Genomic DNA, 21,853 nt, shown 5'->3' on the forward strand with positions numbered 1-21,853 from the left:
TTGCACCGCGTTTACTTTTTTGTTGAGTTTACCAGCTAAGGGGGAGGAATGTTTCCTCATTAAGTATGAGACGATTGGCAAAACCTATGAGCTCCATTAATGCTATTCTTGCCTTCCGCACTGATAAATTAAGTCCGTTCTATAAACTCCTCTTTCACGATAGACCAAAGTAACTGCCTAACCTCCTTAAAATCATTAAGATAATACTTCGCTTCTGATAGATTATTACCCACTTTAATTGTAAAAGCATCGTTAGGTAGCGCTTTAAAAATATCTTCATCGGTATGGTCATCGCCAAGTGCTAAAATAAAGTCGGGGTTTTTGTTGTGTAGCCAATTTAAGGCGGCTTTACCTTTATTTACTTCCATGTTCTTAAACTCAATAACTTTATTACCGGGCATTAGCTGCAAGCCTTTGTCGGCAGCCAAAATCCTCATATGACTCACAATTTCGTTAGCCCTTAATTCACCCAATCCATCCTCTGCCTTGCGGTAGTGCCATACCAGCGAATAACTTTTTTCTTCAATAAAGGAACCCGGAGTTCTATCAGTATAGGTTTCCAATTGAGATTTAATTTCCTGTTTCCATTGATCGGTAAGTAGGGGCAAACTGTTCCAATTTTCACCCTGTGCTTTTTGCCAAGCACCATGTTCTGCAATTAAATCAACCTTTAAATGTCCAAACCAATCCTCAAGGGTTTCATGTCTCCTACCGCTGATAATGATTACTTTATTGCGCTTGTCGATGGTTAAATTTTCAATCAAGTCATACAATTCCTCATCTGGCGAGGCTTCATCAATGTTTCCTGCAAAATCTACCAGAGTGCCATCGTAATCCAGAAAAAACACTCTGTTTTTCGTTGTAGAATAGGCTTTGGCAATAATTTCGTTAACTGAATTTACTGCATGTTTTGTTAATAATGATTTTTGAGAATCTTTCACTTCGTTTAATCTTAAAATAAAATTATTTACCCAATGCTTTACATTAAATTTTTCTACTATTGCCCGCATGGCAATCATTCTTCGTTGTTGCTCTTCTAAAGGCATTTGCAAAGCAACCACAATGGCCTCCATAATATCGCCTAAGTTGTTGGGGTTTACCAATAAAGCATCGGTTAGTTCTTTTGATGCACCAGCCATTTCACTTAGAATGAGTACCCCATCTTCATTATTCCGACTCGCTACATATTCCTTACTCACTAGATTCATTCCATCTCTCATTGGCGTAACCAGGCAAATATCGGCTGATGAATAGAGTGCAGAGAGCATTTCAATCGGGAAAGAGCGGTAAAAGTAATTTACCGGAATCCAATCCATCGAGCGATACCGGGCGTTTAAATTGCCCACAAATTGATCGATTTGATCTCTTAAATCGCTGTATTGCTGAACGGTATCGCGAGAGGGAACCACAATCATAAACAGCGCCACCTTGCCAATATACTCAGGGTGCATTTGCAAAAGCAACTCTAAAGCCTTCAAACGTTCCAAAATGCCTTTGCTGTAGTCTAAACGATCTATAGAGAGAATAATCTTAACCTCATCTTTGCCAGAGCGGAAGTAATCCATCTCCTTTTTAACTTCATGGGTTTGGGCAAGGTTAGAAAATTTTTCGAAATCAATCCCCATTGGAAAAGCCTCTACCACAATTTGTCGCTCGTTGCTGCTCAATATATTGGATGAGGAATGAATTGGCAATAAACGTGTTGCTGTGCTCAGAAAATGTCGAACGTCATCATAGGTATGGAAACCAATTAAATCGGCACCAATTAGTCCATTCAAAATTTCTTCCCGCCAAGGAATTAATCTAAATATTTCATAAGATGGAAATGGAATGTGCTGAAAAAATCCAATCGTTGCTGAAATTAATTTTTGCCGTAAAATGCCGGGTAAAAGCAGCAGTTGATAATCTTGAATCCAAATCTTATCCCGGTGGTTGAGCACCTGCATGGCACTTTTTGCGAATTTCTCGTTGACCGATTTATAACAATCCCAATAACTTTGTTCATAGTGGGCGTAGGTAACCAGATAATGAAACACAGGCCACAGCACCTCGTTAGAAAAGCCCTCGTAATATAAGTTAATTTCGTTCTGGGTAAGAAAAACTGGGTAGAGGTTAAGTTGCGCTAGTTTTTGTTTCACTTCCTCTTGTCGCTCTAAAGGTACCTCAATTCCTGGCCAACCAACCCATATAGCGTTGCCCGTTTTATAAACATCTCCCAATCCGGTAGCCAGTCCGCCTTCGCTTGGGATAAACGTATATTCATCATTTTCTTCAATGATTTTGACGGGTAGCCTGTTCGATATGATAACTGTTTTCATGCTTGTATTTGATGTATCCACATAAATAAAAGCGCTCAACTCCTTTTTTGTTTGAAAATAAGTGTTTACAAACATTCAAATGATTTTTGGAACTTGAACTAACTTCCAAGTTTTTTGTCCCTTTTACTTAAAAAATAGGGCGATGATTTGGTGATTTTTTAGATTGTCGGTTTCACGTTCCTTAAGAGAAATCCAAACAATTTGTAACCACATACATGCTTTTTAGGGATGGTTAAATTACCTTTGTACCATGCAAAAATCATTTACCGATCAAATGGGAAGAACAATCAATTTCGATTTTCCGCCCAAGCGCATTATTTCTATCGTACCGTCTCAAACCGAACTTCTATTTGATTTAGGGTTGGATCAAGAAATTATCGGATTGACAAAATTTTGCATCCACCCAATTGAGAAATTTGCCGCACGCACCAAAGTAGGAGGCACCAAAAGGCTGAACATTGATTTAATTAAAGATTTAAAACCCGATTTAATTATTGGCAATAAAGAGGAAAACACGCAAAGCGATATTGAGGAATTGGCTGAATATTTTCCGGTATGGATGAGTGACATAGCCACTTTAGATGATGCCATGCAAACCATAACACAAATTGGCGCATTGGTTAATCGCGAACCCGAAGCCGCTTATTTGAATCACCTCATTTCTGCGGGTTTTAATGATTTAAAAACCTTAGCAGTGCAGCACCATATCGATAAAAAAGTGGCTTATTTAATCTGGCGGAAACCTTTTATGGCAGCGGGTAAAAATACATTTATAGATGATATACTATTAATGAATGGAATGACCAATGTAATTCAGCAAAGTCGTTATCCAGAAATTAACCTAGAAGAGCTTCAAAACACCAATTGCGAAATGATTTTGCTTTCTTCAGAACCCTATCCCTTTACCGAGAAGCACATGACTGAAATTCGAGCAGCATTGCCAAACATCAAGGTAATGTTGGTAGATGGTGAGATGTTTAGTTGGTATGGTAGCCGATTGGTTAAAGCGGTACAGTACTTTTTTGAGTTTCAGAAAGAACTTTATTAGCCATTGCTTGTTCATACTGTATAATTGGTTAATTAAAGCCATCATCCCATCAAATAAACATGAAAAAAATATCAATATTAATGCTTCTTGTAGTTGTTCTCTCTAGTTGTTTTATGATGAGAAGCAGTACCGACGGTGGCGATGTTATAACACTTTCTGGAAGCATTCAAAAGCTAAGCATTTCCACCTATCAATACGGAACGCATACCATAAGTTCTAGTGGTAAACCCTATGCGCTAAAAAGTTCTTCGGTTATTTTAGATACCTATCTGGATAAGCAAGTAACGCTTAAAGGTACCAAAGTTGCCGGTTATCCGGTAGATGGTGGACCAGAACTGATCGAGGTTTCGGAAGTAATCTTGAAGTAGAACTGAATTTTCATATCGCAGAGATAAAATCTTTCTCGTTTAAAATTAGCCACTTAGCTTTTTTACTCGAAATTATTTCAGAAATTGTTTCCTTTACTTTTTGATAATTGATTCTAATTTCTATCTTTGCAATCCAAAATAAATCCTAATTGCGGATGTGGCGTAATTGGTAGCCGCACCAGACTTAGGATCTGGCGCTTCACGGCGTGGGGGTTCGAGTCCCTTCATCCGCACTACAAATGAAGCCGTTCCGATTTAAATCGGAACGGTTTTATTTTTTTAAATAACATTGGTTAAATATAAAAATTGATGTGCTGTTTTAATTTGGAGCGAAATGTGTCTTTTTCTATTAAATCATGTCTCGATTCTATAATTTAATTGCGCATCTCAATACTCATATCTCAAAAAAATGAATATTACACAGGAAAAAACCGGCAACTTAAATGCTGTTGTAAAAATCAAAATCGCACCTGCTGATTATACTGAAAAAGTAAATAAAGCCATTAAAGACCAAGCTAAAAAAGCCCAATTGCCTGGTTTCCGTAAAGGAATGGTTCCTGCAGCTCATATTAAAAAAATGTATGGCAAAAGCATTTTGGTAGAAGAAGTTAACAATTTGTTAAACGATACGCTATCTAATTACATTGCCGAACAAAAATTAGAAATCTTAGGTCAGCCACTACCTAAAATGGATGATGAAAGAGAATTTAAATGGGATAACACAGATGAGTTTGAATTTGATTATGAATTAGGCCTGGCACCCGCTTTCGAAGTAGAAATCACCTCCAAAGATAAGTTCACGGAGTACGTGGTTAAAGCAGACGAAGATACGTTAGAAAGTCGCATCAAAAATATCCGTCGCAGTTATGGCAAAATGAGCAACCCAGAGGTTTCTGCCGAAGATGACGTTTTATATGGCGAATTCACTCAACTTTCTCCAGATGGTTCTGTGTTCGAAGGAGGCATCACCAGCACCGGTACCATTCGTTTAGACCAAGTAAAAGATAAAAAAATACTTAAAACTTTAATCGGTTTAAAACAGAACGACGAAGTGGTAATCGATCTTCAAAAAGCTTTAGAAGATCATGCCGCTATCGCTAAAGCATTAAACATTTCAGAAGAAGATGCTGCGGAATTGAAATCTAATTTTAAATTGGTGGTTAAAAATGTTAACCGTTTAGAAGAAGCAGACTTAAATCAAGAATTTTTTGATAAATTATTTGGTGAAGGTGTTGTAACTGACGAAGCTGGTTTCAGAGCAAAAATTACTGAAGAAGTTGAAAATATGTTTAAACAAGATGCAGACCGTAAATTATCAAATGATATTTATGAGCAACTTTTAACTAAATATAACTTCGAATTACCAGATGAATTCCTACGTCGTTGGTTGAAAGCCACTAACGAAAAGTTAACAGATGAAGAGTTGTCAGAGGGATATGATGATTTTGCTAAAAACCTTAAATGGACTTTAATCGAAAACAAAATCATTAAAGACAATCAAATCGAAATTAAATACGAAGATGTGGTTCAGGCTGCTAAAGCAAAATTAGATGCTCAGTTTAGAATGTACAGCCCAAGCCCACTTCCAGAAGATCAATTGGCGCAGTATGCTGTTCAGTTTTTACAAGAAAAAGAAAATGCAAACCGTGTTTTCGAAGAAGTTAAAGCTTTAAAAACTTTCGAGCAAATTAAATCTGTTGCTACTTTAGATCAAAAAGAAATTACTTACGATAAGTTTATCGACTTGGCGAAAAACTAAAGATTAAGCAGGTAATTAACCTATATATTACTTTTAAACTTTGGCAGTTATTTAAGCCATAGATTTTGCATGATTTGGAATAGCTGACCGATTGTCAGTTTGTAAAATTAAAGATTTGCAGAGCAGCTCAACGGGGCTGCTCTTTGCATATCTAAGTCAAATGTACCGGCGATTTTTGTGCTGTTTTTGAACGAAGCTCCTCATAATCTGTATATTGCAATTCGATCAGCATTTGAGATTGCAAATATTTTAGTAGTTTTAGAAATAAAAAAATATATTTCTTACATTGGCCTGAATGATTATCTTCAATATTTAGATAAATTGGCACGGAAATTAACCAAGTTAAAGAAATAATTATTAAAATAACTCGCGTATTTGTATGGCTTTAAATGCTCATTACAAAACACCAAACTCATAACCATGAACATAGATTCACAAGAATTCAGAAAATTTGCCGTTAAACATCAGGGTATTGGCGGTTTACATGTAGATAAATTTATTGCACAGGCGAATTTGTCGCCACAATCGATGACACCTTACATTATTGAAGAACGTCAATTAAATGTGGCTCAAATGGATGTTTTTTCAAGATTAATGATGGATCGTATCATCTTTTTGGGTGATGCGATTTACGATCAAAATGCAAATATTATCCAAGCACAATTGCTTTTCTTACAGTCAACAGATGCGGATAGAGACATCCAAATCTACATCAACTCTCCAGGTGGTTCTGTATATGCAGGTTTAGGTATTTATGATACCATGCAGTACATCCAGCCAGATGTGGCTACCATCTGTACAGGTATGGCGGCATCAATGGGTGCAGTTTTATTAGTAGCAGGTGCAAAAGGCAAACGTGCCGCGTTACCTCACTCAAGAGTAATGATTCACCAACCATCAGGAGGTGCGCAAGGTGTAGCATCTGATATGGAAATCAACTTAAGAGAGATGTTAAAATTGAAAAAAGAATTGTACGATATTATTTCAGAACACTCTGGTCAAACTTACGACTGGGTAGAGAAAGCTTCAGATCGCGATTACTGGATGACTGCCGATGAGGCAAAAGGATTTGGTATGGTTGATGAAGTATTATCGAGAAACTCTAAGAAAGATGGCGAAACAAAATAAAGAATCCCGTTGCTCATTCTGCCATTCTGGCAAGCATGAAACGCTAATGCTCATTGAGGGTATGGATGCATTTATCTGCGATAAATGTGTAACACAGGCCAATCAGTTATTAGCGCAAGAACTGGGAACAAAAAGTACCAAAAATATTCAATCGGCAATTTCGCTGTTGAAACCTCTTGAAATTAAAAATCATTTGGATCAATACGTTATTGGTCAAGACGATGCAAAGAAAGTTTTATCTGTAGCCGTTTATAATCACTATAAACGCTTAAATCAGAAGATCGACAAAGACGAGGTGGAGATTGAAAAATCTAACATCATGTTGGTTGGGGAAACTGGTACCGGAAAAACCCTTTTAGCTAAAACCATTGCTAAAGTTTTGCATGTGCCGTTTTGTATTTGTGATGCAACTGTTTTAACAGAAGCTGGCTACGTTGGAGAAGATGTAGAAAGCATTTTAACCCGCTTATTGCAAGCGGCAGATTATGATGTAGCTTCCGCAGAACGTGGTATTGTGTACATTGATGAGGTAGATAAGGTGGCGCGTAAAAGTGACAACCCATCCATTACCCGTGATGTATCAGGAGAAGGTGTACAACAGGCATTACTTAAAATTTTAGAAGGTACGGTAGTGAATGTTCCACCTCAGGGAGGACGTAAGCATCCAGATCAAAAAATGATTCCAGTAAACACAAACAACATTTTGTTTATTTGTGGTGGAGCTTTTGATGGAATAGAACGAAAAATCGCCAATCGTTTGCGTACGCAAGCCGTTGGGTATAAGGTTAAAAAGGACGATACCATCTTAGATTTAAAAAACCTGTACAAATACATCACACCTCAGGATTTAAAGTCATTCGGTTTAATACCAGAGTTAATCGGTCGTATTCCAGTACTCTCTCACCTAAACCCTTTAGATAGAGAAACGCTGAGGAATATTTTAACGGCACCTAAAAATTCGTTGATTAAACAATACGAAAAGCTTTTTGCTTACGAAGATGTTAACTTGATATTCGAAGATGATGTATTGGATTTCATTGTAGATAAAGCAATGGAATATAAACTTGGCGCAAGGGGATTGAGATCGATTTGTGAAGCCATTATGTTGGATGCGATGTTCGACATCCCTACACAAACCGACGTGAAGGAATTGCACATCAATCTGGATTATGCAGTGGAAAAATTTGAAAAGGCCGACTTTAAAAAGTTGCAGGCCGCATAAAAAAATCAAATCCCCTCGCGAAAATCGAGGGGATTTTTTTTAAATTGTAAAATTGGCAGTCGTTATTTTTTTAATGAGGCCATTTTTTTGTAAAATACGCCTGGTGCATTATTGCTGGGCGCTAAATTATTATAATATGAATGAAGAAAAAGACGTAAAAAAAGACGAGAGCATTGTAGAGAAATCAAAGAAAATAAAAGAAGTAGAAAGTCCTGTCAAATCAGGCTTAAAATCGAAAGAGGATATAGTAAAAAATTGGTTGCCCCGATATACTGGCAGGCCCCTAGATCAGTTTGGCGATTATATCTTATTAACCAATTTCAGTAAGTATGTGAGCATGTTTTCTGAATGGAATGACAATGCCCCAATTATGGGTTTAGATAAGCCCATGCAAAGCGTTACGGCAAATGGTATAACCATCATCAACTTTGGTATGGGAAGCCCGCTTGCCGCTACTATGATGGATTTGCTTACTGCCATTAAACCGAAGGCTGTATTATTCTTGGGTAAGTGCGGGGGGTTGAAAAAGAAAAATCTTTTGGGCGACTTGATTTTGCCTATTGCCGCCATTAGAGGAGAAGGAACATCAAATGATTACCTTCCGGCAGAAGTGCCTGCATTGCCAGCATTTGCTTTGCAGAAAGCAATTTCTACAACCATACGAGATCATGGCAGAGATTACTGGACTGGAACCTGTTACACCACCAACCGCAGGGTTTGGGAGCACGACAAAGAATTTAAAAAGTACTTAAAAACATTAAGGGCAATGGCAGTTGATATGGAAACGGCAACCATTTTTACCACCGCTTTTGCTAATAAAATTCCAGCTGGTGCATTGCTTTTGGTTTCCGATCAACCGATGATACCTGAAGGCGTTAAAACGGCAGAAAGTGATAGCACCGTAACCGAGAAATATGTGGAAACCCATTTAAGAATAGGTATCGATTCGCTTAAACAATTAATTAATAATGGATTAACCGTAAAGCACTTGTTGTTTTAAAATCTATTAAATATCAAATTAGGAGATTGAATGTCAGTCGTCCACAAAAAAAAGACCAGCGATTGCTGGTCTTTTCTATTTTTAAATAAATGTTTTTATTTATTATCCTAAATAAGATTTTAAGATTTTGCTTCTGGAAGTATGACGTAAGCGTTGTAGCGCTTTATCTTTAATCTGCCTAACACGCTCGCGGGTTAGGTTAAATTTCTCGCCAATTTCTTCTAAAGATAGTGGGTGGTTAGACCCTAAACCAAAGAATAAAACGATAATTTCTCTTTCTCTTTCAGTAAGGGTAGATAAAGAACGTTTAATTTCTTCTGATAATGACTCGTTGATTAAAGAGCTATCGGTGTTAGGCTCGTGATTTTCCAATACATCTAACAATGTATTTTCTTCACCTTGAACAAATGGTGCATCCATTGACACGTGTCTGCCAGAGTTACTTAAAGTGTCAGAGATTTTATCAACTGTGGTTTCTAAAATGTCTGCTAATTCTTCTGGAGATGGCTCACGTTCATATTCTTGCTCTAATTTAGAGAAAGCCTTGCTAATTTTACTTAGCGAGCCTACCTGGTTTAAAGGTAAACGTACAATACGACTTTGTTCTGCGATGGCCTGCAAAATGGATTGACGAATCCACCAAACAGCATAAGAAATAAATTTGAAACCTTTAGTCTCATCAAAACGCTTTGCAGCCTTAATCAAACCTAAGTTTCCTTCGTTAATTAAATCACCTAAAGTTAAACCTTGATTTTGATATTGCTTTGCAACTGAAACAACGAAACGTAAATTGGTTTTGGTAAGTCGCTCTAAAGCAGCTTGATCACCCTCACGAATCTTCCTTGCTAAAATTACTTCCTCTTCTGCTGTTATTAAATCTACTTTACCAATTTCGTGCAAGTACTTGTCTAACGATTGACTTTCACGGTTGGTAATGGATTGCGTTATCTTGAGTTGTCTCATTTATACGTGTTGTGCTCTTAAAATTATTGAGTGTGCAAAGCTACGAAATTGTATAGCAATTTAAAAGGATAAAATACTGAAAATGTAGGTGTTTGCACATGTATTATACAGTTTTACTTACAACAAAAATCATTCCAATAAAGTTTTTGTCACTATTGTTAGGGCTTGAGACTGATTAATTGATTATCAAGATATATTTATTGAAATTCAATAAATATATCTTGATTTATAATAAATAAATTTTTATGTTTAGTCTTTAAATTCTTGAAGTAATATGACGTTTACTTTAATTGAAACCGGAAAGGCGGAGGAGTGGAAGACGGCCAGATTTGAAAGCGGACAAGCTAAAGGGTGAGCATGATAACGGCGTTAACCTTGAAACGTGTGGATTTTACGCCTCACTATGCTATTTCGGCTCGAGCCTTTCTGCTTTTGTATTTTCAACTTGGTTTTTCATTTTTCGTTTTTCAGCTTTAATTATTTCATCAAAACTTTTCGCATTATGCCCATTATTACAAACTTAGATGTTATGCTTGCCCGTAGAAAAATGTCGTTAACCGAACTTAGTGAGCGTGTTGGGATTACAATGTCTAATCTTTCTATACTGAAGAGGGGCAAGGCCAAGGCAATCCGATTGGAATCATTAGATTCGATTTGTAAGGCATTGGATTGTCAGCCTGGTGATCTTTTCGAATTTAAATCGGAATAGTCCCTTATCGCTAGGGAACTGAAATTGCTACACAGAGTTTCCCTTTTTTAGCGCCTTGCCAAGATGCACCTTGCCCTTGTTGGCTAAACCTGATTAAACGGAAATCCTTTTTGTTTAACCGCACGTGGTTCGGTTTGCAGTGCCTAAACAAAAAGATTGGAGTGAAAGCAGGGCTGTAGGTACCGAAGCACACTGAACCCTGCTTTTCTAATAATTAATGGTAATAGCATTCGTTTTTAAACAAAAAAACCTTCCAGTTCGCACTGAAAGGTTTTGATGTTATATTTTGCTTTTAAGCTGTTGCCTAAAATTATTCTTGTTCGGCTAAAACTTTGGTTACTAAATCTGCTGCTTCTTTTAAAGCGATAGCAGAATAAACCTTAAGACCAGATTCGTCAATTAATTTTTTAGCTTCTACAGCATTTGTACCTTGTAAACGGCAGATAATTGGAACTGGAATGTCGCCAATTTCCTGGTAAGCATCGATAACACCTTGTGCTACACGATCGCAACGCACAATACCACCAAAAATGTTAATCAGTATGGCTTTAACATTTTTATCTTTCAAGATGATGTTGAATGCGGCTTTAACGGTTTGAGCGTTTGCAGTTCCACCAACATCTAAGAAGTTAGCAGGCTCGCCACCGGCTAATTTAATGATATCCATTGTGGCCATTGCCAAACCAGCTCCATTAACCATACAGCCTACGTTACCATCAAGGTTAACAAAGTTTAAATTACTTGCGCTTGCTTCAACTTCCATCGGATCTTCTTCCATTGTATCACGCATGGCCGCGTAATCGGCATGGCGGAACAAAGCATTTTCATCTAAATCAACTTTTGCATCAACGGCGATAATTTTATCATCACTTGTTTTTAACACAGGGTTAATTTCGAACATTGAAGAATCGGTAGCATCATAGGCTTTATATAAAGCGCTAACAAATTTAACCATTTCTTTATGTGCTACACCGCTAAGACCTAATTGGAAAGCGATTTTGCGGGCCTGAAAACCTTGTAAACCAACTTTAGGATCGATTTCTTCTTTGAAAATTAAATGTGGTGTGTGTTCAGCAACTTCTTCGATATCCATACCACCTTCGGTACTGTACATAATAATGTTGCGACCTTTTGCACGATCTAACAATACTGAAATGTAGAATTCTTTGGTTTCTGAAGCACCTGGATAATAAACATCCTGAGCAACTAAAACCTTACTCACTAATTTGCCTTCTGCTCCGGTTTGAGGTGTAACCAACTGCATGCCAATGATATCGGTTGCACGTTGTTTAACTTCATCAAGGTTTTTGGCTAACTTAACACCACCACCTTTACCGCGACCACCTGCGTGAATTTGCGCTTTAATTACAACCCAATCAGAGTTGTAATCAGTTTTAAGTTGCTTAGCAGCCTCAACAGCTTGCTCAGGAGTATCGGCTACAATTCCTTCTTGAATGTTAACACCGAAACTTTTTAATATTTGTTTACCCTGGTATTCGTGAATATTCATTTGCTACAAAATTTGCCCAAAGCTACAATTTCAAACCCTTTAAACAAATAGCTACTGCCGATTTTTTCGAGAAAATGAACCTTTTGTGTTAATCGGGAAATATGGCCTTGCTAAGGCACAATGTTTTTTAATTGTGGTGCTTAAAATCTGGTGTAAGTTGCGAGAGAAACTGATCAACACCTTAAAATTTTTTACTCATGTGAGACTATTTTCTCTGTGATTCTTATCCTCGAATTGGGCTTTGTAATGGTTTTAACCATTCATAACAAACGGATTTTAGAAGATGCCAACCGCCAATTCTGCCCAGATTAGAAATAGTGCCAATAAAATTCCGAGCAGCATCAGTGTTCTCAAAACACCGATTTGCATATTTCTAATAATCAGCTCTATCGCAAATCCTGTACTCAACAACAAGATGCCAGCGGTACAGAAATCAGACAGTGTCCATTTTACTTCCTCGGTAAACTGCATAGCAATTAAGGGTATGCTTAAAACCAAGGCAGTTGCTATCAAAATGAATGCAATTCTTTGTTTTGTGGTGCTTAGTAATCCTTTATCTTTCATGGTATTTTAAATGATTAAATGGTTAAAATGCTTGCCCCCTCATTCCCAACACGGAGGGCATTGGGGGTTGGCTAAATGATAGAAGGTTCGGACAAGGGGAGAGTGGTCATTTGTAAAAAAGATTATCCTTACTCTATTTTATCATTGATTCCGAAACATTGGGGTCCAACAGCACCACCCCCGTACTCTAACGCTACGAAGTCATTGTAAAGGATGTGTGTGCAACCATCGTTGTATTCCTTTTTTTGATCCTCACTCATGGGTTTATCAAAAATATTGTAAAAATAAATGCCCAATCCACTTCGTTGATATCCAATTGTAAATGGTTCTGTATTTTTAATAGATATACAATCAGCTTCATCAAGTTTTTCTTTAAGTGTGTAAATAGTTTGTTTTGTCCAACCTAATTTGGCTAGAAGTGAGTTTGTTTTTTTTGAATCAAGGTCCACGCTCCAATTTTGTGTAATTCCGCTCTTGTCTGAAATGTGAAAAATGAACAATTCTGAGTTACTTTCGAATTCAATGGTAATCACCTTATCTTTAGGGATAATAGATTTGGCAAATCTCTTTACTTCATAAATGGATTTTTTTCTTAATCTATAGTTTTCAATCAGATCTTGTTTATCATAGGTTTGCTCAAATATCGCAAATAGGATTATTATTGAATAAACATAATAACCGAGAAAGAGCATTAACCCAGTGCCGATAGGTATCAACATCCATTTTAAAATTTTATTTATTTCCATAATCTGCTCTTTATTTGCGATTTAGTCCAAAATATTCTGCTGTATTCCAATCTTGCACATTCCACGATACCCAGCTTGCTTCTTTATATCGTTCTTCAAAAAAATCAATTCTTACATCGAGTTTTTGAAGTAGGGTTTGTTGTAGATTTGAATAAGTAGCTGTTCTGGTTTCTGATTTGTTGTTTGTCGATTGCCCGATTTTGGCCCTGTTTTTATCTAAGAACGGGAGTGTTTTATCGGATAGGGAGATGAGATAATCCGCATCGATAGCAATCGAATCTGTTCGACTTAGGTTATACTTTACAATGAAAACATCCCAATTAACGGTGCTGAACATCAGCAACAGGATGAACCAGATTTTACCATTCGTTTGAAAGAGGTAGAATAAGGTTTTTTGCTTGGCAACTTTGATATATACGGTAGATAAGCCGATGATGCAAAGTAGGGCAAATACTAAAACTCCAATGCGTTTGTGGGTTAAGCCGTGAAATTCGATGTAGTACCCATCGCGAATTAATACAGAGATAATTAGAATGCAGTTTTGGACCATCCAAGCAAATGCCAATGTGCGCAGCGTTTTGCTTTTACTAAAAAAATTTAGGTTGCCTCTAAAAAAGTAGATAATGACCAACATCGCCATCAAGATGCTGAAAATTAAACTGTTAGTGCCTTGATGGAGTTCGCTAGAAAAGTTTCCTGATGGTTTGTAGCCAAACCAGAGCGTGGTAACGTCAATCGTGTTTAACAGCAGAAGCAGTAGGTTTAATGAAATGAAAGAAATTAGGCCGATAATGTATTCGGTTTTCAAGGCAAGTTTTCGATGCAACAAACCTCCTGTAAAAATTTCTAAAAATTCAAACCAAGCTGTTGTTGTTTTTCCTTTTCGCAACCTAACCAATTGTTCGGTGCATTTAAGCTCTGCTTTCTGAAGGCTTTTATCAAAAAATGGAATCAACAAACCACTTGTTAGGAGCAAGCCAAAGCAAAAATAGATGATGCGGGCGAAGTCTAAATCTTTAAAAAAGAAATTGATCACCTCAGCCAAAGCATTTCCGACATGTGTGAGCATGAGGCTTACGTAATGAGCAAATACCTGACTTGCCGCCGAATATAAGCTAGTAAATATAATGATGATGGTGATTGGTATGAGGATATATTTCAACAACTTAAAAAGGGGTTTTAAGCTCAAATTGCCAATTCTAACCGTAGTTAAGTTTTTTATGGCGTTAAAAGGAACGGTTACCAATTGTAAAAGGGCTGCTAAAATGGAAACAAAAATGGTTCTAATTTGCTGGTTGTGTGCGATTCCGATAAACGCTAGCAAACTGATATAGTAACTTACTAGCGTTAAATCAGAATTGTTGATCACAACCAAGAGAGCAGCCAAAAGATGTGCAGATCCATACATTTTTAGCTTCGCAGAATTAATTACTTCTGGATTAATGAAGGTTGTCATCATTAAGAAGATGCTGTAAATCATAAGGTTAAGTGCTAATCTTTCTTTCCAGAAGAGGAAGTTAAACAGCAGACCGCCGAGTAGGGTAGCTAAGAGTAAAAAATTAGATTTATTTTTCATTTTATTAAAATTGAGATAGGGTTATCAGATAAAAACAGGCGCAAAATGCTGGGATATTGGCTAGGGAAATTAATATCGTGAGCAAAATCTCTTGCCTTTGATCTCGATGTAGGACGAGGCTTAATAGCAACATCAACAATACGAGTGTATTAGAAACAAAAGCCAATCCACTGTATAATAAGCCAACACCGATTAAGAAACCTTCTTTAGTTAATAGAAATAGAAGCGTTAGTACAATGCCAATTATAAACGAGTAAAGAGAAAGCTTCTTAGCAAAGCTAGTGATGTAAAGCGGGTAATCATTTTGTGTTTCCATAATTAAAAGTGCTTTGTAATTCAAAGTAAATAGTTAAAAAAAAGAGTTTAAAGTTTTTTGATCATTTTTTCAAGTGCATCTAAATGCGCCTTAAATGCTTGCTTGCCTAAAGGGGTAATGGAGTAGGTGGTGCTGGTTTTTCTTCCGATAAAACCCTTATGTACTTTTATAAATTCTGCTTGTTCCAAGGTATTTAAGTGCGAAGCTAAATTGCCATCTGTAAGTTCTAGCATTTGCTTTAAATCGTTGAAGCCAATTTCGTTGTTTACCACGAGCATAGACATTACGCCCAAGCGGATTCGGCTATCGAATAATTTATTTAAATCTGCGATGGGGTTCTTCATTTTTAATTGCCCCTTTCATATTTGAAATACATTACCAAACCGTATATAATGTGCAGTACCCCAAAACCAATTGCCCAGAAAATTAAGCCATAGCCAACGTAAAACATGCAAACCAGGCCTAAAAAAACCTCACAAAAACCTAAATATCGTATATCGCTATAGGTGTATTTACTCGCATTGATTAAAGATAAACCGTAAAAAATCAAACAACTAGGGGCGATAATTGCATAAGTATTTGGATGGTTAATCAGTAATGCAATGATGAACAAGCCACCTGCAAGAAGGGGGATAAATAGATTGATTAACAATGACTTGGATGTTTTATCCCAAATGGGCAGGTTATTTTGCTGACTTTTTCTATACGTAAACAAAACGCCTCCAGCCAAGGCAATAATCAGTACAAAAATGCCAAGTTTGATGAGGTTAAACTCCAAATCCATTTCGCCATCAACACCATAGCCATAACCACGCTTATTTACAAACTTATCAATTTCGTCGTTTGCGAAGTAAGCCCCAATTAGGGCGATAACACCGGCGAAAACCCCAGATAAACCACTCAGAGAAATAAATCTTGATGATCTATCCATCATTTGCCTAATGTCTTTTAAGGTATTTAATTGTTCTTCTGGAGTGCTCATTTTGAAAGTGCTTTGTTTTTCAAAGTTAAACAAGATTTTTGGAATACCAAATTTATTTTAGAAAAGGCTTAAAAGGGGAAAGACCAAAGGGAAAAGGTGAAAAGGCTAAAGGGGAAAGACCAAAGCTGAAAGACCAAAGGGGAAAGCCAAGTACAAAATTCCTAAAGTTTTTTTCTACTACGATAAGCCTGCTTTTAGTCTGTTTTTCTTTCGCTGTTTTTGCTTTCCTTTTAGGTTTTAGTATTGTTCCTTTGTATTTGGGCTTTCGGCTCTAAGCTTTTGTCTTTCGGCTTTAAGCTTCGGTCTTCGGTCTTTCAACTTCGGTCTTTCAGCTTTAAGCTTTGGTCTTTCGGCATTAAGCTTCGGTCTTCGGTCTTTCAACTTCGGTCTTTCAGCTTTAAGCTTTGGTCTTTCGGCATTAAGCTTCGGTCTTCGGTCTTTCGGCTTTAGTCTTTGGTCTTTCAGCTTTAAGCTTTGGTCTTTCAGCTTTAAGCTTTGGTCTTTAGTCTTTCAGCTTTAAGCTTTGGTCTTCGGTCTTTCCATTTTTTTACTAAATTTGAGCATGCTAAAAGCCACTGATGTAAGAAAGTCGTACGGGAATTTGCCCATTTTAAAAGGTGTAAATTTTGAAGTGCAAAAAGGAGAGATTGTAAGCATAATTGGCCCATCGGGGGCTGGGAAGAGCACCTTGTTGCATATTTTGGGTTCTCTAGATCAGCCAGACGAAGGTACAGTTAAATTGAAGGGGACTATGATTAGTGAATTAAGTGGCAATTTGTTGAGTAATTTTAGAAATCAAAATATTGGTTTTGTGTTTCAATTTCATCATTTACTGCCTGAATTTAGCGCCTTAGAAAACGTTTGTATTCCAGCATTTATCGCTAAAACCCCTAAAAAACAAGCTGAAACAAGGGCGCTAGAGTTGTTGGATCTTTTTGGACTAAAAGATCGCGTTAACCATAAACCCAACCAACTTTCGGGTGGCGAACAGCAACGCGTGGCCATTGCCAGGGCTTTAGTTAATAATCCTGCTATCATTTTAGCCGATGAACCTTCAGGAAATTTGGATTCTGAAAATGCGGCAGCTTTACACCAACTTTTTGTGAGTTTAAGAGACAATTTTCAGCAAACTTTTGTAATTGTTACGCACAACGAACACTTGGCTAAAACCAGCGATCGGGTGGTGACAATGAAAGATGGATTGATTGTTTAAGGGTAGATTTACTTCGTTTATAACTTTTGTTCCACGATATACATCTAATAAAGTTCGCTTAATCAATTTAGATAAACCGTTGTAAAACACAATTACACACCTATTATATTCAAATTTTGAAAATACTTATTACTGGTGGAAATCATGCTAAAGCCCTAAAGCTTTTAAAGGCATTTCCAAATCACTTTGTTTTATTGGCAGATTACGGAGAAATTCCTGTAATCAATACTGAAAAGTATGCATTTGCCAGCTTGGGCAAGCTTAATGAAGACAGCATTGCGCATATCCTTTTAAATTTCTGCATTACCGAAGCGATTGATAGCATTATCCCCTTGCATAACTTTGAGGTTTTAGCAATCGCAAAATCATCCGTTTTATTTGGAGAATATGGCATACAGGTAGTGCTTCCAGAGGCTGAAGTTATCGATCAATATCTGGGTGAAAAAGCTCCAACTTTCCCGGATTTTGCTGTATTCATTAGTGGCGAGTGTATTTTTACCAGCAATACAGATCTTCCTAAAGTTGACTATAAAAACTTGAACGGAGTATTTGCCTTTAACAAGGAGGGCTTTAAACTTTTTACGATATAAATATGGATGCACATCAATTCGCTAAAGATAAGCAAGTTGTAATATTCGAACTGGATGATGTTCTTTTTCCGGAGAAGGATTATTTATTGCAGGTGTATTATCTTTTTGCGCAGTTTATAGAATATTCAGAACAAAAAAGTGCGCAGGCTATTCTCGATTTCATGCGCTTGGAATATGAATCGAATGGGGCGGAGCAGCTTTTTGAAAAGACAGCCATTCAATTTGATTTGGCCGATTCCTATAAACACAACTTTGATTTACTTCATCAAAATGCTCGACTGCCATTAAAACTCCTGCTTTTTAAAAATATGTTGGCGTTTATGCAGGAGTTGGTTGTTGATCGAAAAAAGATATTTATTGTAACGGCTGGCAATCCCATCCAGCAGCTCAACAAAATCAAGCAAACCGAGTGGAATGGACTTGAAAAATACCTCACTGTTTTCTTTGTAGATGAATTGGAGAAGCCTAAATCAGAAATTTATCAAAACTTGCTCTTTAACAATAATTTATCTCCAAAAGATGCGTTAGTTGTTGGTGCAAATAAATTTGATGAGGCACAATCTAAATTAATTAATATACCGTATATTGTGTCACCTAAAATCTACAGATAATATAAAATATGCTTGGAAAAATTACTTCGCAAAACCGCTATTTATGCGTTTTGTTAATTGTGTTGGGGATTACAACATCTTGTAAAAAAAGTGAGAAAGCCGTTGATGCAAGTCCTTCGGTTACGGAAAGTAACGCTTTGCAAACATCAACCACCAATCGAGATTTCTTAACTCGTGATTCAATTTATCTTTACGCAAAGCAAACCTATTTTTGGAATGTAGGCATGCCAAGCTATGATGCGTTTAATCCGAGGAAATATTCATCGAGTGAACAAGTGGTAAGCGCTATCAGAGGCTTAGCCAGCAATGGGGGGAAAGATAAATATTCCTTTATTGATGACGGATCAGTCGCCGGTCAGCTGGGTGGTGTAGGTGGAGATTATGGCTTTTCGGCAAACTTCGATTCAAGTAATTTGCTTCGCATCAAGTATGTGTATGCAAATTCACCATCAGCAACGGCTAATTTAAAAAGAGGTTACACCATAATGAGAATAAATGGCTCACCGGTTTCTAGAGCTACTCAAGCCGATGTAGATTTTTTGAATGCGGCTATATTTGGGAGTAACCCATCGATTACCTTAACCGTGGAGAAAACAGATAAAACTGTATTCGAGGTGACAGTTAATCGTGGTGTTTATGCCATTAACCCAGTTCTTTATACCAATACCTACACCGTTGGAGCGAAAAAAGTTGGCTATATTGTTTTCAATAGCTTTACTACAAATGCCGCAACCTTATTGGATAATGCCTTCACTAAGTTTACCACAGATGGTATAACGGAGTTGGTTGTAGATTTAAGATATAACGGTGGTGGCTCGGTTAATACAGCAGAAATATTGACCAATTTAATCGCTCCTGCTGCACAAACGGGTAAAGTTATGTACACTACGTACTACAATCAAACCATGCAAGATGCCCAAGCGACCATTTTGCAAAATCAGAAATTTTATGCTCAGGGTACGGATGGAGTAACGAGATTGTATTCATTTTTCGATTACTCGTTTAAACCCACTATGGCCGCAGGTAACCAAGAATCATTTAAAAAACGCGGTGCTTTAAACATATCTCGCGTATATTTTATTGTTACAGGTTCTACAGCATCAGCAAGTGAGTTGGTTATCAATAACTTAAAGCCGGTAATGGATGTGAAGTTGATTGGTCGTAAAACTTATGGCAAGCCCGTTGGGTTTTTCGCTATCCGCATTAACAAATCGGATTTATATATTCCTCAGTTTCAAACCAAAAACTCCGTAAACTTTGGCGATTATTTTGATGGTATGACAGTGGATAAAGATTTGGTAGATGATCTTACAAAGGATTTTGGTGATCCATCTGAATCATTGTTGGCCCAAGCATTATATTACACTGCAAATGGTAGTTTTACATCCTATTTAAAAGATAATTCTATAAGCAGTACATCTGCCGCCAATAGGGCAGTGATTGATCGTGCAAATGGACAGTTAGACCATGAGTTTAAAGGTATGGTTGAAAGTAGGAAAATGAAATTTAAGTAAATGAATTGATTTTGATTTAAGAACCAGCATGCTTGCATGCTGGTTTTTTTATGGTCTAAAAAAAAGAAAGCACATTTAAAGGTTGTTTTTTTTATAAAAAATTAATAAGCTTGTTTAACATTAATCGTTAAAAAGATACCATGCCGATAGAAATTGTAGAAAAAGAACATATAAGCTACCTAAACATAATAAATGCTAAAGAAGATCATAGTGAGGAATTAAAAACTAAACTAGCTGAAGCCCAGCGATTGGGAAATGAATTTAAGGCCAAAGCCACCATCACCTTTAACACCACCATTGGCCCGAAAAAGGTAGATACTACAGTTTGGGCGGTAACAGAAAAATACATCCAGTTAAAAAGCAACATTCACATTCCATTGAAAAGTTTGATCGACATTGATTTTTAAGCGCTGGTAAAAAAGGAAATAAATCATCCCAAGCATTTATTCACCTTAGCTTAAATATGAATGAGTACGCTTCACAAAATTGCATTAACCTTTATAAAATCGATTGGACCAATTACGGCCAAAAACTTACTTGCTTATTGTGGTAGCGCCGAAAATGTTTTTTCAGCGAGTAAAAAGCAACTCCTGCAAATTCCGGGGATTGGCGAGAAAACTGTTGAGACCATACTCAATACAAACGCATTAAGCAGGGCGCAAGAGGAATACGATTTTATCACAAAGCATAACATTGAAGTTTTGTTCTTTTCTGATGATAATTATCCAAAACGTTTAAAAAACTGTTTCGATTCGCCGATCCTTTTATACTATAAGGGTAATGCAAATTTAAATCAAACCCGCATTCTTAGCGTTGTTGGAACAAGAAACGCAACAGAATATGGACGAAATTTGTGTAAACAACTTATAGAGGTATTAGCTCCTTACGATGTTTTGGTGGTAAGTGGTTTGGCTTACGGTATTGATGTGGCTACCCACAAAGAATGTATTGGAAATGAGGTGGCTACGGTAGGTGTTTTGGGACATGGTTTAGATCGTTTATATCCTCAGCTTCATAAATCGGTTTCACAAAAAATGGTTCAAAACGGTGGTTTGTTAACCGAATTTCCAACAGGCACAAATCCCGATCGACAGAATTTTCCTCAAAGGAATCGAATTATTGCAGGCATCGCCGATGCAACGATTGTTGTTGAAGCCTCGATAAAAGGGGGTGCCTTAATTACAGCAGAAATTGCTAATTCTTACAATAAGGACGTATATGCTTTTCCGGGTAGAACCAATGATTTATATTCTGAAGGCTGTAATTTTTTGATAAAGACCAATAGAGCCGGTTTAATTAATAATGCTAAAGATTTAATTTATTATTTGGGCTGGGATGATGAGGTAAAACAACAGAAAAAGCAGGCTCAAACGGCTTTGCATATTGGCCTTACCACCAATGAGCAAAATGTAGTTCATGCATTGAAAGATGGTCAATTGGCTATAGATGAGCTGTCAATTGCACTAAACATCCAACAAAGCAAGTTGGCAATCGTAATTCTTACGTTAGAGATGCAGGGCATAGTTGTTTCTTTACCAGGGAAGGTTTATAAACTTGCCTAAAGAAATTTAATTGAGGGCGAACGGGATGCTGATATCCAATAACAATTTTAATATATGATCCATCGCCTTCTAGATCTTAACAAAAATTATTAGTAATAAGATTTGGAAGCTTACATAAAAATTGGAATCAACAAATAATCAATCTATAATGCCT

22 protein-coding genes and 1 tRNA gene are annotated in these 21,853 nt (G+C 36.9%); 14 read left to right on the plus strand and 9 right to left on the minus strand.

Annotation, left to right across the window (positions count from 1 at the left end):
• Nucleotides 1-128 precede the first annotated feature (128 nt).
• Complete coding sequence (locus tag DHW03_RS01290; RefSeq protein WP_109924961.1) at nt 129-2,318, minus strand: bifunctional alpha,alpha-trehalose-phosphate synthase (UDP-forming)/trehalose-phosphatase; 2,190 nt, start codon at nt 2,316-2,318, stop codon at nt 129-131.
• A 250-nt stretch (nt 2,319-2,568) separates the two neighbouring features.
• On the opposite strand from DHW03_RS01290, the gene DHW03_RS01295 reads away from it, so the two are divergent.
• From DHW03_RS01295 to DHW03_RS01325, 7 genes are all read left to right on the plus strand, one after another.
• On the plus strand, nt 2,569-3,366 hold the full coding sequence (locus DHW03_RS01295) for a helical backbone metal receptor (protein ID WP_109923953.1): 798 nt from the start codon (nt 2,569-2,571) through the stop codon (nt 3,364-3,366).
• 59 nt (nt 3,367-3,425) lie between these two features.
• Complete coding sequence (locus DHW03_RS01300) at nt 3,426-3,734, plus strand: hypothetical protein (RefSeq protein WP_133248478.1); 309 nt, start codon at nt 3,426-3,428, stop codon at nt 3,732-3,734.
• Between the two features lie 151 nt (nt 3,735-3,885).
• Nucleotides 3,886-3,967: transfer RNA gene (locus tag DHW03_RS01305), tRNA-Leu, on the plus strand.
• Between the two features lie 176 nt (nt 3,968-4,143).
• A complete protein-coding gene (gene tig / locus DHW03_RS01310) occupies nt 4,144-5,493 on the plus strand; it encodes a trigger factor (protein ID WP_109923955.1) in 1,350 nt (449 codons plus the stop codon).
• Between the two features lie 420 nt (nt 5,494-5,913).
• The gene (clpP, locus tag DHW03_RS01315) at nt 5,914-6,621 is read left to right on the plus strand and encodes an ATP-dependent Clp endopeptidase proteolytic subunit ClpP (protein WP_109923956.1); all 708 of its coding nucleotides are present in this window, start codon (nt 5,914-5,916) and stop codon (nt 6,619-6,621) included.
• Nucleotides 6,605-7,843 carry an ATP-dependent Clp protease ATP-binding subunit ClpX gene (gene clpX, locus DHW03_RS01320; protein ID WP_109923957.1) on the plus strand — a complete coding sequence of 413 codons (1,239 nt, stop codon included), beginning with the start codon at nt 6,605-6,607 and terminating at the stop codon, nt 7,841-7,843. Before clpP ends, clpX begins: the two co-directional genes overlap by 17 nt.
• 136 nt (nt 7,844-7,979) lie before the next feature.
• On the plus strand, nt 7,980-8,843 hold the full coding sequence (locus DHW03_RS01325) for an AMP nucleosidase (protein WP_205940949.1): 864 nt from the start codon (nt 7,980-7,982) through the stop codon (nt 8,841-8,843).
• 102 nt (nt 8,844-8,945) lie between these two features.
• Here the strand turns inward: DHW03_RS01325 and DHW03_RS01330 are convergent, their stop codons facing one another.
• A complete protein-coding gene (locus DHW03_RS01330) occupies nt 8,946-9,806 on the minus strand; it encodes a sigma-70 family RNA polymerase sigma factor (protein WP_010601359.1) in 861 nt (286 codons plus the stop codon).
• A gap of 502 nt (nt 9,807-10,308) precedes the next feature.
• Between DHW03_RS01330 and DHW03_RS01335 the strand changes: the two genes are divergently transcribed.
• On the plus strand, nt 10,309-10,515 hold the full coding sequence (locus DHW03_RS01335) for a helix-turn-helix domain-containing protein (protein WP_109923958.1): 207 nt from the start codon (nt 10,309-10,311) through the stop codon (nt 10,513-10,515).
• 310 nt (nt 10,516-10,825) lie between these two features.
• On the opposite strand, the gene sucC is transcribed toward DHW03_RS01335, so the two are convergent.
• The 7 genes from sucC to DHW03_RS01370 all read right to left on the minus strand — a co-directional run bounded on the left by sucC (nt 10,826) and on the right by DHW03_RS01370 (nt 16,209).
• Nucleotides 10,826-12,025 (minus strand): ADP-forming succinate--CoA ligase subunit beta, encoded by a 1,200-nt coding sequence (gene sucC / locus DHW03_RS01340; RefSeq protein ID WP_109923959.1) that lies wholly within the window; start codon nt 12,023-12,025, stop codon nt 10,826-10,828.
• A gap of 276 nt (nt 12,026-12,301) precedes the next feature.
• On the minus strand, nt 12,302-12,589 hold the full coding sequence (locus DHW03_RS01345; RefSeq protein ID WP_109923960.1) for a hypothetical protein: 288 nt from the start codon (nt 12,587-12,589) through the stop codon (nt 12,302-12,304).
• 128 nt (nt 12,590-12,717) lie between these two features.
• Nucleotides 12,718-13,335, minus strand: coding sequence for a hypothetical protein (locus tag DHW03_RS01350; RefSeq protein ID WP_109923961.1), 618 nt, complete (start codon nt 13,333-13,335; stop codon nt 12,718-12,720).
• 10 nt (nt 13,336-13,345) lie between these two features.
• A complete protein-coding gene (locus DHW03_RS01355; RefSeq protein ID WP_109923962.1) occupies nt 13,346-14,911 on the minus strand; it encodes a DUF4153 domain-containing protein in 1,566 nt (521 codons plus the stop codon).
• Between the two features lie 4 nt (nt 14,912-14,915).
• On the minus strand, nt 14,916-15,227 hold the full coding sequence (locus DHW03_RS01360; RefSeq protein ID WP_109923963.1) for a hypothetical protein: 312 nt from the start codon (nt 15,225-15,227) through the stop codon (nt 14,916-14,918).
• Nucleotides 15,228-15,274: 47 nt separating this feature from the next.
• On the minus strand, nt 15,275-15,571 hold the full coding sequence (locus tag DHW03_RS01365; protein WP_109923964.1) for a winged helix-turn-helix domain-containing protein: 297 nt from the start codon (nt 15,569-15,571) through the stop codon (nt 15,275-15,277).
• Between the two features lie 2 nt (nt 15,572-15,573).
• The gene (locus tag DHW03_RS01370) at nt 15,574-16,209 is read right to left on the minus strand and encodes a hypothetical protein (protein ID WP_109923965.1); all 636 of its coding nucleotides are present in this window, start codon (nt 16,207-16,209) and stop codon (nt 15,574-15,576) included.
• Between the two features lie 562 nt (nt 16,210-16,771).
• Between DHW03_RS01370 and DHW03_RS01385 the strand changes: the two genes are divergently transcribed.
• The 6 genes from DHW03_RS01385 to dprA all read left to right on the plus strand — a co-directional run bounded on the left by DHW03_RS01385 (nt 16,772) and on the right by dprA (nt 21,699).
• A complete protein-coding gene (locus DHW03_RS01385) occupies nt 16,772-17,422 on the plus strand; it encodes an ABC transporter ATP-binding protein (protein WP_109923967.1) in 651 nt (216 codons plus the stop codon).
• 116 nt (nt 17,423-17,538) lie between these two features.
• Entirely contained in the window at nt 17,539-18,012 is a 474-nt protein-coding gene (locus tag DHW03_RS01390; RefSeq protein ID WP_109923968.1) for an ATP-grasp domain-containing protein, read from the plus strand.
• Nucleotides 18,013-18,014: 2 nt separating this feature from the next.
• Nucleotides 18,015-18,623 (plus strand): HAD hydrolase-like protein, encoded by a 609-nt coding sequence (locus tag DHW03_RS01395; protein WP_109923969.1) that lies wholly within the window; start codon nt 18,015-18,017, stop codon nt 18,621-18,623.
• Between the two features lie 8 nt (nt 18,624-18,631).
• Nucleotides 18,632-20,137: a S41 family peptidase gene (locus DHW03_RS01400; protein ID WP_109923970.1), complete on the plus strand. Its 1,506-nt coding sequence runs from the start codon at nt 18,632-18,634 to the stop codon at nt 20,135-20,137.
• A gap of 140 nt (nt 20,138-20,277) precedes the next feature.
• Nucleotides 20,278-20,544, plus strand: a complete 267-nt coding sequence (locus DHW03_RS01405; protein WP_109923971.1) for a hypothetical protein — start codon at nt 20,278-20,280, stop codon at nt 20,542-20,544.
• A gap of 60 nt (nt 20,545-20,604) precedes the next feature.
• Nucleotides 20,605-21,699 (plus strand): DNA-processing protein DprA, encoded by a 1,095-nt coding sequence (dprA, locus tag DHW03_RS01410; RefSeq protein ID WP_109923972.1) that lies wholly within the window; start codon nt 20,605-20,607, stop codon nt 21,697-21,699.
• Nucleotides 21,700-21,853: the final 154 nt, after the last annotated feature.

The sequence above is a fragment of the Pedobacter yonginensis genome (assembly GCF_003173595.1).
Taxonomy (GTDB): Bacteria; Bacteroidota; Bacteroidia; order Sphingobacteriales; family Sphingobacteriaceae; genus Pedobacter; species Pedobacter yonginense.